8 protein-coding genes, 1 other RNA gene and 2 pseudogenes are annotated in these 10,896 nt (G+C 50.9%); 5 read left to right on the plus strand and 6 right to left on the minus strand.

Features of this window, described 5'->3' with window-relative positions; translation table 11 throughout:
* Both OGV77_RS17055 and OGV77_RS17060 read left to right on the plus strand, forming a co-directional pair.
* Positions 1-1,215, plus strand: a 1,215-nt coding sequence (locus OGV77_RS17055) for an autotransporter outer membrane beta-barrel domain-containing protein (protein WP_286502807.1), incomplete at its 5' end; no start/stop codon positions are given.
* Positions 1,216-1,332: 117 nt separating this feature from the next.
* Positions 1,333-2,766 carry an EAL domain-containing protein gene (locus OGV77_RS17060; RefSeq protein WP_170928013.1) on the plus strand — a complete coding sequence of 478 codons (1,434 nt, stop codon included), beginning with the start codon at positions 1,333-1,335 and terminating at the stop codon, positions 2,764-2,766.
* Between the two features lie 58 nt (positions 2,767-2,824).
* Here the strand turns inward: OGV77_RS17060 and OGV77_RS17065 are convergent, their stop codons facing one another.
* The gene (locus OGV77_RS17065) at positions 2,825-3,181 is read right to left on the minus strand and encodes a KPN_00521 family repetitive protein (RefSeq protein WP_213733806.1); all 357 of its coding nucleotides are present in this window, start codon (positions 3,179-3,181) and stop codon (positions 2,825-2,827) included.
* Positions 3,182-3,637: 456 nt separating this feature from the next.
* Here OGV77_RS17065 and OGV77_RS17070 point away from each other — a divergent pair.
* Positions 3,638-3,833: pseudogene (locus OGV77_RS17070) on the plus strand (tail fiber assembly protein); the annotation flags it as partial.
* A gap of 42 nt (positions 3,834-3,875) precedes the next feature.
* On the opposite strand, the gene OGV77_RS17075 reads toward OGV77_RS17070, so the two are convergent.
* Entirely contained in the window at positions 3,876-5,015 is a 1,140-nt protein-coding gene (locus tag OGV77_RS17075) for an acyltransferase family protein (RefSeq protein ID WP_170928012.1), read from the minus strand.
* 175 nt (positions 5,016-5,190) lie between these two features.
* Between OGV77_RS17075 and OGV77_RS17080 the strand changes: the two are divergent.
* Positions 5,191-5,280: pseudogene (locus OGV77_RS17080) on the plus strand (hypothetical protein); the annotation flags it as partial.
* Between the two features lie 68 nt (positions 5,281-5,348).
* On the plus strand, positions 5,349-5,567 hold the full coding sequence (locus tag OGV77_RS17085; RefSeq protein WP_072033358.1) for an ogr/Delta-like zinc finger family protein: 219 nt from the start codon (positions 5,349-5,351) through the stop codon (positions 5,565-5,567).
* Between the two features lie 116 nt (positions 5,568-5,683).
* Here the strand turns inward: OGV77_RS17085 and ssrA are convergent.
* The 4 genes from ssrA to OGV77_RS17105 all read right to left on the minus strand — a co-directional run bounded on the left by ssrA (position 5,684) and on the right by OGV77_RS17105 (position 10,883).
* Positions 5,684-6,047, minus strand: a transfer-messenger RNA (tmRNA) gene (gene ssrA, locus OGV77_RS17090).
* A gap of 72 nt (positions 6,048-6,119) precedes the next feature.
* Entirely contained in the window at positions 6,120-7,283 is a 1,164-nt protein-coding gene (locus tag OGV77_RS17095) for a beta-barrel domain-containing protein (RefSeq protein WP_087050841.1), read from the minus strand.
* 7 nt (positions 7,284-7,290) lie between these two features.
* Positions 7,291-9,477, minus strand: coding sequence for a type I secretion system permease/ATPase (locus tag OGV77_RS17100; RefSeq protein WP_043017243.1), 2,187 nt, complete (start codon positions 9,475-9,477; stop codon positions 7,291-7,293).
* Positions 9,474-10,883 carry a TolC family outer membrane protein gene (locus tag OGV77_RS17105; RefSeq protein WP_043017242.1) on the minus strand — a complete coding sequence of 470 codons (1,410 nt, stop codon included), beginning with the start codon at positions 10,881-10,883 and terminating at the stop codon, positions 9,474-9,476. Before OGV77_RS17105 ends, OGV77_RS17100 begins: the two co-directional genes overlap by 4 nt.
* Positions 10,884-10,896: the final 13 nt, after the last annotated feature.

Below are 10,896 nucleotides of genomic sequence, written 5' to 3' on the forward strand. Positions count from 1 at the left end.
ACCTCCGTCAGCGTCACCAACGCCGGTGGGAAAGGGGCCGCCACGATTGATGGGATCGAAGTTATTCATGTTGATGGCGCATCGGACGGTGAGTTCACCCAGGCTGGCCGTATTGTGGCAGGGGCATATGACTACAGCCTTGGGCGCGGTCAGGATGAGAACAGTGGCAACTGGTATCTGACCAGCGGCAAAACCAATCCGGATCCCGAACCAAATCCGGATCCCGATAAAGATCTGCGCCCGGAAGGCGGCAGCTACACGGCTAACCTGGCGGCAGCCAACAACATGTTCGTCACCCGTTTGTACGATCGCCTGGGCGAAACGCAGTATACCGATGCCCTGACCGGCGAGCAGAAAGTCACCAGTATGTGGATGCGCCACGTTGGCGGGCACAACAACTGGCGTGACGGCAGCGGCCAGCTGAAAACCCAGAGCAACCGTTATGTATTGCAGCTGGGAGGTGACATTGCGCAATGGAGCCAGAACGGACTTGACCGCTGGCACCTGGGCATGATGGCGGGCTACGGGAACGACCACAGTAACACCCGGTCATCACGCACGGGTTATCGTTCCCGGGGTTCAGTCAATGGCTACAGTACCGGCGTGTATGCCACATGGTATGCCAATGATGCGTCGCATAACGGCGCCTGGCTGGACAGCTGGGCTCAGTACAGCTGGTTTGATAACAATGTTAAAGGCGATGACCTGCAGGGCGAGTCATATAAATCGAAAGGGGTGACCGCCTCGCTGGAAATGGGATATGCCCAGAAAATGGGCGAATTTGCCGGCAGTCATGGCACGCTGAATGAATGGTACATCCAGCCTCAGGCGCAGGCGGTCTGGATGGGCGTGAAGGCGGACGATCATCAGGAAAGCAACGGCACCCGTATCACCAGCAACGGTAACGGCAATGTACAGACCCGGCTGGGCCTGAAAACCTGGATTAAGAGCCATCATCAGATGGATAACGGTAAAGAGCGTGAATTCCAGCCGTTTGCCGAACTGAACTGGCTGCACAATTCACGTGATTTCAGTACGACCATGGACGGCGTGAATGTTCGTCAGGACGGGGCGAAAAATATCGCCGAGGTAAAAGTGGGTGTGGAAGGACAGGTGAGTCCGCGTCTTAATCTGTGGGGCAACATCGGGGTCCAGGCTGGCGACAAAGGCTATAACGACAGCGCTGCGATGGTCGGTGTGAAATGGAACTTCTAAGCTGATTCTGCCGGGCAAGTTCAGCCAGACTGGCATATGTCAGTCTGGTTATTTCCTCCTGAAATAACATCTAAAAAGCGTCCTTCAGGGCGCTTTGTTCAACAACACGAGTTAATCATGTCTGTAACCAAGAAAATCACACCCATCATGCTGGTGTTGCTTTTTCTTCTGGCCGGTGTGCTGACGTCATGGCAGCAATGGGATAGAGAGGGACAACTTGTCAGGGAACACGCGATAAATAGCCTGATCGAAGAAATCGACACGATATTTGACGACGTAAATACGCTGGCTGTGTTGGCCAGCGCAAATATCCAGGAAAATTGCACCGACGATCTGCTACGAAAATTGCGTCTTCTTACGGCATCTGGCGAGAAGATTCGTTCAGTCAGTATTATCAGGAATGGTGAGTGGAACTGTTCTTCTCTCGAAGGCAGAGAATCGCCGGGGATTGTTTCCAGAGGAACGACCACACACTCACTGATGATTGAACAGATTTATCGGCTGAAGACGGAGATGTATATCCTCTATTTTCCGTTTCAGGGGCAGGTGGTGGCGGTTGCGGTATATAAAGCGGCGATCGATAAAATTCTCATGGATTTTGCCCGTAAAGCAAAAATTGATGTGCATTTTTTATTGTATCCAGCAAAACATCCTTTCGTGCAGATGGCCTCACAAAACTATCCTTTCTGGATTGTGACGGATTCACAGGATGGCATTGCAGATTATGTGCGAGATAACCATTATCTTCTTATTTTATTTGTTCTACTGTCGTTGCTGTTATATTTCCACTTACGCCGGGTGCAGCGGATTTCACCGATAAAAATACTGCAGCGTGCGATTCATAATGATGAATTTGTTCCATTTTATCAGCCCGTCGTCGAACTCGCTTCCGGAAAAATCGTCGGGGCTGAAGTTCTCGCTCGCTGGGATCACCCTGAGCAGGGAATTATTCCCCCTAACGAATTTATCCACACGGCTGAACATAGCGGCTTGATCAATGCGCTGACGCTGAAACTTTTGACGCAGGTAGAGACTGATATGCGGTGCCTCAGGGATCATTGCGATATATCCTTTCACATCGGTATTAACATACCTCCACTGTCACTGGAAGATAATGAATTTACCGATGCCACTATCGCCTTTATTCGGCGGATGAACTTGTTTCATATTGGCGTGATGCTGGAAATCACCGAGCGACAGCAGAATCTGATTCGTGAAAGCGTGCTGAAGCGCTTGAAGGAGGCGGGAGCGGCGCTAGCCCTGGATGACTTTGGGACCGGGTATTCTAACTATGCTGCGCTGCAACGTATTTCGCCGCGATTTTTGAAAGTTGATAAGATGTTTATCGATTCATTGGGTAAAGGTGGCGTGAGTGATAGCATTATCAGCAACATTGTTCACCTCTCTGAACTGGTCAGGATCCCATTGGTAGCGGAAGGGATAGAAAGTGAAGAGCAGATGGAGAGGCTGCGACGGATGGACGTTAACTTTGGTCAAGGATACCTGTTCAGTAAACCAGTACCCTTTAATGCGTTTCTGCATTTATTATAAGAATAGCTGATAATAAAAAACCGCTTTCGCGGTTTTTTATTATTCAATGTTTAGAAGATTACTCGCTGACTTTTTTCTCAACGGAGGCAGCACCTTCTTTGGTCTTATTCCAGCCTTTCTCGGTACCCTCTTTCGTTGCATTCCAGCCTTTTTCAGTACCTTCTTTGGTTGTATTCCAGGCTTTTTGTGAACCTTCACTTACTTTGCTGCTCAGGTCATCTTGTTTGCCTTCAGCAGCATGTTTGGCTTTTAATTTTTGCTCTTCGCCCTGATTCTGCACCTGATGCAGTTTTTCTTTTGCGGTATTGGCGTTTTCGTGTGCGGCAGCTACATCATTATCAGTTGCGTGTGTCGTGGCGGCAATAACGGGAGAAGCCAGCAGAATTGCAGATAATGCGATAATTGTCTTTTTCATAATATCCTCGCTTAGCGTTATAAGTTATTAGCGTGGTTAAGCATGGCATACAAACGAAGCGCTGGCTTTAGGAAAAAACTGTAAGTGCGGATAACGCTATTTTTTCCACTTTTGCAGTGTGAGCAATTAATACGGTTACTTTGTCTTGGGGGGAAAACCACATTTAATATTGGGTTAAATAACGAGTTATCATCATTATTTAGCATGGGCCTGCATCATGATGCTGCCTGATATTTATTTGGCGCTGCAATTTGCTTATCAGAAGTGAGGTTGAATTTTAATCACACGTTCACACGTGAAACTATACGTGTACCCATTTCTCTGGATTTGACCAGTGCTACTGGCAATACAGACACAAAAAAGCCCTCAGCTTTGGACTGACCCATAAGGTTGGACAGTTCATGTTAAGCGGCTATCAGCGCCCGGTTGGATATTCTGCCTCTTTCAACAGAGTAATTATTTGCCATTATGGAGCAGAAGAAAGCGAAACTTCGTTCGATAGCCGATGCTGAAATTAGCTGGCGACAGGATGCCGTTGATGCAGGGATAGCGACGAAAGAGGTTAACTGAATGGAAGAAATACCGTGTCTTGTTGACGCGTGTTGATACATCACTAGCCCCCAATATTGATTTGCCCAAAGTGCCTGTTTGAGTATTTTCAATACGTATTAGGGGGGATATCCCCCCTAAAAGATTATGCTGTTTTGAACTGTAAAAGCACTTTACTAATTCTTCCCGACAGTAATACAGCTGGTTTATCGAAAAGAAGATAGAAACCCCAGGACACTGGTAAGCTTATAGCTACGCAAATTATTATTGATATGAGGCTTGCTGCTAATTCATCAATGCGCAATGACAAGTAGTTAAATGATGGTATTGCTACTGCGTAAATTAAAACCATTTGTAATAAATATAATGAGAAAGATATCTTGCCTAAAAATATTGCTGATTTTGTAGATAGTATATTGTTAATCCCATTGCTCTTTAATGCAAATAAAACAATAAGAATGCCAGAGAATAAAAATAGGGTGTACTCAGTTAAGTAATTATTAATATCGGAGAAAATACTTGAATAGGAATACGATTGTACTTTATATCCAGCAAAGTATAATCCAAGAATTAGGATTGCGACTGATGATTTTTTTGATAGTTTAATATTCGTCTTGTATATTACGGAACCAGACATAAAACAAGCCAATCCATAATATAGTGCGTCGCCACCATTGTAATAGCCTAATGATAGGAATATAAGAAATGCAACCGCTGGGAAAAATGCGGAGTTTGTTTTCTTGGATATAAATAGTAAAGCCAGAATATATGATCCGATGAGTTCAATTTTCATGGTCCATAATACCCAGTTATAGGTCTTAACGCCATCCCCACCAAAAGCACCTATTAGTCCTGTGAATATGGCACCACGTAAGCTGTAATCAAAGGTTCCTAGATTTGAGGCCCATTCGGAAATGCCAGTCCTATTAATATCTATGTGTGAGTATACAGCCCATCCAATCAAACAAGAGAAAAATACTGGCACCATTAATCTTATATATCTTTTTAAAAGGAATGCAAAGAAAAGAATTGAATCAAATCGCTTAGAGAAACTTGAAGATAAAACAAAACCACTTAATACAAAGAATACGTAGACCCCCGCAGAGCCAGAGTAAAAAAAAGAGAAAGGAGAGTTCATTATATAACTCTCAAAAGAATACCTCACGGACTCTGCTGCATGCATATATGGGTAGAAAGTATATGCAAGATGTGAGAAAAACACAGCAAGACAGGCGATGCCTCTGAGACCGTCCGCATTACTATTGTGTTCTTGAGCAACACTCATGAAAATTAACCTATGTTTAGAGTAATGTAGCCTAAAACGCCTAATCAAAAAATAGGCGGATACCTTTGAGGCCATTCTAGCCTGAGGCTAATCAAGATACCATTATGCTTTCAGATCCAATCTAGCTGGAATCGTCGCATCTGTTTCTCGCTAAGTATCAACGCAGTTAGCATCTACCACCCTGAAGCATTCTGTCAGCCCGGATAATGGATTTACGACCAGCATGAAGCTTGTAGTAAAGATTGGTGATCTTGAAAATGAATAATTGGTTCTCAATATTGAATAATTCTGTATCATTATTGCGACTACGGCAAGAGTGGTTGGATAACAGTAATGATGAACTGTCCAGAGTGCGGTCATGCAGCACATACCAGAAGCAGCTTTCAGGTATCAGCTACGACAAAAGAACGTTACAACCAGTGCCAAAATATAAATCGTGGCTGTACGTTCGTTACTCATGAAACGTTTGTACGGCACATTATAAAACCGAATCTAATTTCTTCTGCGCCGCCACATCCTGGAAAAGGTGGTCAAGGCCACATGAGTTTCTGAACAGAACCCGCTTTAATGGCGGGTTTTTGTTGCCGCCAGTCCGACACTCTGCCGCCATTTTGCCGCCATTACCAAAGAAAAAGGGGCCACGTTTTCACGTAACCCCTTGTTTTATTTGGTGGAGCTGGCGGGAGTTGAACCCGCGTCCGAAATTCCTACATCCTCGGTACTACATGCTTAGTCAGTCTTTACATTCGCCTGGCACCTGCGGACAGACACGCCACTACCAGACTAGCCTGATTAGTTTTAACGCTTCAACCCCAGGCAGGGCCTCCACGCGATCTCTTTTGGGTTTGACCTCTCTTTGATCCCCGTCTTAAGAGCGGAAGCTAGGGAGAGAGGGCTAAGAGCAGGTTATTAAGCTGCTAAAGCGTAGTTTTCGTCGTTTGCGACTATTTTTTTGCGGCTTTTTACGAGGCCAACCGCCCCTCGGCATGCACCTTGGGTTTCGCGAATCCCGTCGAATCCAGAATCAGCCCCAATGTGTTAGAGCAAGTATAACAGACTTGTGACACGCGTGACCAGCCCCCGCAACCCCTAATCCTCAAGGATTTATCGTTCGCGCAGCGCTTCTTTTGCGCGATTAAACGGTTTGATTAAATAGTCGACGATGGTTTTTTCACCTGTTTTTATATCCACTGTGGCAATCATGCCTGGTACGATGGAGAAATGGCGTCCCAGTTTGTTCTGCAAGAAGTCCTGATGGGTGCGGATAAACACGCGGTAGTAGAAGATTTCCGGTTTCACTTTGTCCTGAATGGTGTCCGGGGAGATGGTTTCGACTACCCCTTCCAGACCGCCGTAAATGGCGTAGTCATAGGCGGTTATCTTTACCAGCGCCCGCTGACCGGGGTGGATGAACGCGATATCGCGCGGCGACAGGCGGGTTTCTATCAGCAGATGGTCGTCAAGCGGCACAATCTCCATCATCTCGCCATTAGGCGGGATTACGCCGCCAATGGTGGTGACCTGGATGTTTTTCACGATACCGCGCATCGGCGCGCGAACGGTCAGACGGGTGACGGAATCCTCGCGTCCTTTCAAAATAGCCGCCAGCATGTCCACTTCGGCGTTAGCTTTTGACAGCGCTTCCCGCGCCTGCACGAAATATTGCGAGCGCAGGTCGGTGATTTTTAATCCCAGATCGCTTTTTTGTCGTTGCAGGCGCAGCACTTCTACGTGGCTGGCCGCGCCGCTTTTCTCCAGCCGTTGGGTGATGGCCAGCTCTTTATTGACCGAGACCAGCGCATCCTGCAGTTCCGCCATTGAATCCGCAAGCTGCGCGCGGCGGCTTTTATACAGGCGAGTTTCGGAGGCGATGAGATCCGGCCAGGCGCGCAGCGAATCGGGAAAGACCAGCGGCAGATCGTTAACTTCGGCATTAAGCCTTGCGCTGGAAGCCAGTGAGGCGCGATAACGGGCGGCGCTCTCCCCAACGTTGGACTCAGAGCGGGTGGGGTCGAGGCGCGCCACAATTTGATTGGCCTGCACTTTATCGCCCTCGCGAACCGTAAGCTCGGCGAGAATGCCGCCATCCAGCGACTGCAAGATCTGCTCTCGCGAGCTGGGTATTACTTTCCCGCTGCCGGTTGAGACTTCATCCAGCTTGCCGAAATATGCCCAGATACCCAGGACGGCAAACAGCAGCGTGCTGAGCAGAATAATGCGGCTGGCCCCGGAAAAACGGTGCTCGCGACGGATATCAAGGTCATCCATGGCGGCGTCATGCGGATTGGTTTTCATTTTTCCACTCCCGACCGTGAGTTGGGGCGGGTGCCCGGCTCGCATTCAACGCCTGCGCTTTCGGGGCATCCATGACCAGTTGGCCTTCTTTTAACACCACCACGCGCTCGACCAGTTCCAGGACCGGTACGCGATGGGTGGCGACAATCAGTGTGCGGTTGCCCAGCCACTGGTTCAGGCGCTGAATAAACTCCCGCTCGGTATGTTCATCCAGCGAGGCGCTGGGTTCATCGAGCAGCACGATATTGGGCGATCGCAGCAGCATTCTTGCCAGCAGGATCGACTGCCGTTGTCCACCGGACAAACCGTTGCCGCCCTCCATAATGGGATGTGCCAGCCCTTTGGCGAGTTGTTTAACGAAAGCCGCCGCGCCGCTGACCTCCAGTGCTTCGAAGATCTGCGCGTCGCTGGCGTGCGGTGCGCCGAGGGTCAGATTCTCGCGCAGGGTGCCGAAAAACAGCCGTGCGTTCTGGCTAAGAAAGCCGATGTTGCGGCGTAAATCAGCCATATCGATCTGCGCCAGACTGAGGTTGTCGAGTCGGACATCGCCCTGGATAATCTCCACTCCGCCCGCCATGGCCTGTAGCAGGGTTGATTTTCCGGCACCGTTACGCCCGAGGATCGCCACCCGTTCGCCGGGCATGACCTCCAGACGCGAGATGCGCAGTGGAACGCGCTGATCGTCGCTGTGGTAGCGAAAGTGCGCGTTTTCAAACAGATAATGACCGTGAAAAATCTCCTGATGCACCCGGTCTTCATCGTACTGCGTTTCGGTGGGAAGCTGCATGATGCTGTCTAACCCCATCTTCGCGGCCTTGACCTGTTGCCAGCGCGCCAGCACGCCGCACAGATTAGCCATCGGGGCAATCATTCTGGAACCGAGCATCGAAGCGGCCACCACAGCCCCGGTGGTCATGGTGCCTTCAATGACCATCGGCGCGCCGAACATAATGATGGCGGCGTAGACCAGGCTTTGTACCGACATACCCCAACCAATCAGCCCCTGAGTCAGCCTGCGCGTGCGCAGCCCGGACTCTCCGGTAATGCGGATGTAGCTGTTCCACTGCTGTAAAAAGCGGTTTTCCGCCTGCATCAGCTTGATGTCTTCCAGCCCCTGAACGCTTTCGACCAACACTGCGTTGCGCAGGGTGGATTCATGGGCAGCCTGGTTGGCGAGCACCGCCAGCTTCTTCTGTAATAGCAAACCGGGCAGGATCATCAGCAGGGCTGCGACGGGAGCTATCCATGCCAGCGGCGGGGCGATAAAGGCCAGCACCACGATAAACAAAAAGAAAAACGGCAGATCGACAATGGTCGACATGGTCGAAGAGGTGATCATCTCGCGAACCTGTTCCAGCTCGCGCAGTTGAGAAATGAAGCTCCCCGTCGAACGGGGAACGGCGCTGTTGCGCAGCCTCAGCGCGTGGCTGAACACGCGATCGGAAATGCGCATATCGGCGCGTTTGCCGAGCAGGTCCATTATGTGGGTACGCGCTTCGCGCAGCAAAAAGCCAAACAGCACCGCGACCAGAACGCCGGTGGAGAGAACATACAGCGTTGGATAAGACTGGGCAGGGATCACCCGGTCATAGACCTGCATGGAGAAGATAATCCCGGCGAGCGACAGAACGTTAATCAAAAAGGCGGCAATCATGACCGGCAGGTAAGGGCGGATGTCCTTTAACACCAGTTCGCGCATCCAGTCGGGCTTGAAGCGCGAAATATAGCGGTCGACCCGACTGTCCTTCAGCGCCGACAGCGGGCGCAGCGCGGTAATGCTCACGATCTCCGGCAGAAGTTCTGCAATCGTTAACCGGTTACGCTGGCCTTCTTCGGCGATGATAAAAACATCTAACGTATCTTCACCGTTGAAATGTTCTATCACCATCAGTTGGCCGTCGCGTAGCTCCGCGACTACCGGCAGACGCCACTGACCGAACGCCTGCGTGGCGGTATCCAGCGCATGAAATGATAGTCCCGCCTGACGTGCCAGTTGCGACAGGGCCGTGGCCCGACTTTTTCCCGCAAACCATGGGGCGTTGGCCTGGATTGCGCCGGGCGAACAGGTAACGCGATAGTGATTGGCAATATGCGTCATCGCCTGTGCCCACTGGCTCAGGGCGTGTTCGCCAATCGCATCTTCCGCATGTGAATCGAGGTCGCTCATAGCTTGATCTCCACCGATTGAATACTGCGGTTATTTAAGGCGAACGCCTGGCGAAGAGAGCCCGTGTTATAGAGGCAGTTCAACTGGAGCTGGCGCAACTGGTTTTGGGTCTGGAGTTCAGCAAAACGGGCCTGATATACCTCCTGCTCGGCGTTAAGCACGTCGAGCAGCGGGCGCGAGCCAAGGTCCAGATACTGCTGCTGATAAAGCTCACGCGTTTGTTCACTCAGCCGCTGCTGGCGACGCAGAATCTGCAGAGCGGTGGCGAGGCTCAACGCCTGGCTGCGGGACTCCAGTAATTTCTGCCGTACTTCGAGTCGGGTGCGCTGGATGGAGTACTGTGCAGACTCTACCGCGTGACTGGCGGCGTTGCGCCTGGCGGTGAGTCCGCCCCCCTGATACAGCGGCATCTCGACCTTTACCCACGTGGAGTACTGGGTTTTGTCGAGCACCTCATGGCTGGGGTATTTGTCGTTGAGATAGTGCTGAACCGACGGTTCCAGAGAGATAGTGGGCGTCATCTGCGCGTTGGCGTAATCGAGGTTTGCCTGCGCCACATTTGCCTGCGCCCAGGCCGCCAGCACCGCAGGAACCAGTTTATCTTCCGGTTTGACCACATCGCAGCTGCTGTCCAGTTTGACCGGAAATTCGTTGCTGATGCCGTTAAGCGAGTTCCAGCCGAGGTAACTCATCAGAGTGGCCTTGCTGCTGTCGAGATTGGCCTGATACTGCGCCAACTGAGAACGCGCGGACTCGATGCGCGCATCGGTTTGCACCACGTCGGACAGCGAGGTTGCCCCTTCATCATTGCGTTGTCGGGTCAGTCGACCAATGCCGTTTAAGGCAGTGAGCTGCTCTTCGGCGGCATCCACCATTTGCTGCCACGTCTGCACCTGGACTATCGCATTGGCGGTTGCGTGGGCGATGGTATCAATACTGAGTAATACATTCGCCTGCTGTTGCGCAGCTCCGGCGGTTTCGGCGCGAACCTGGCTTGCCACTTTGCCGAAGTCGTACAGCATTTGTGACACCGAAATAACCAGCGCCGGGCTAAAGCCGTGGTCGGTGTAGGTATTGCTGTAACCGTTGTTCATTCCGGCAGAAACCTGCGGATAATATTTCGATTTCGCCACGTCTATCTGCTCGTTTTGCGAAAGCAGTTTGCCGATCGATTCACGAATGGAAGGATGCCAGCTCACGGCGCGACTTACCGCGTCGTTGAGCGTCAGGCTGCCGGGGGCGGCAGTGCTCAGCGGCAGATCGGCAACCGCGCCGTCCAGCGAGGGAAGCATCTGGCTGGTAGCCAGTCCTTCCGGCGTAATAATTTGCGGTTCATCTTCGGCATTCACCCGCAGGGTACAGAGCGTTAATGCCAGCAGCAGGGCAACAGGCGCGACATTTCTCATAGTTTATCCCTTA

This window comes from Citrobacter sp. Ce129 (assembly GCF_030334545.1).
Lineage (GTDB): Bacteria > Pseudomonadota > Gammaproteobacteria > Enterobacterales > Enterobacteriaceae > Citrobacter > Citrobacter europaeus.

What these genes read in the sequence shown, in the direction of transcription:
- OGV77_RS17060 (WP_170928013.1), top strand. Translation starts at nt 1,333, where the DNA reads ATGTCTGTAACCAAGAAAATCACACCCATCATGCTGGTGTTGCTTTTT.
- OGV77_RS17065 (WP_213733806.1), bottom strand. Translation starts at nt 3,181, where the DNA reads ATGAAAAAGACAATTATCGCATTATCTGCAATTCTGCTGGCTTCTCCC.
- OGV77_RS17075 (WP_170928012.1), bottom strand. Translation starts at nt 5,015, where the DNA reads ATGAGTGTTGCTCAAGAACACAATAGTAATGCGGACGGTCTCAGAGGC.
- OGV77_RS17085 (WP_072033358.1), top strand. Translation starts at nt 5,349, where the DNA reads ATGATGAACTGTCCAGAGTGCGGTCATGCAGCACATACCAGAAGCAGC.
- OGV77_RS17095 (WP_087050841.1), bottom strand. Translation starts at nt 7,283, where the DNA reads ATGGATGACCTTGATATCCGTCGCGAGCACCGTTTTTCCGGGGCCAGC.
- OGV77_RS17100 (WP_043017243.1), bottom strand. Translation starts at nt 9,477, where the DNA reads ATGAGCGACCTCGATTCACATGCGGAAGATGCGATTGGCGAACACGCC.
- OGV77_RS17105 (WP_043017242.1), bottom strand. Translation starts at nt 10,883, where the DNA reads ATGAGAAATGTCGCGCCTGTTGCCCTGCTGCTGGCATTAACGCTCTGT.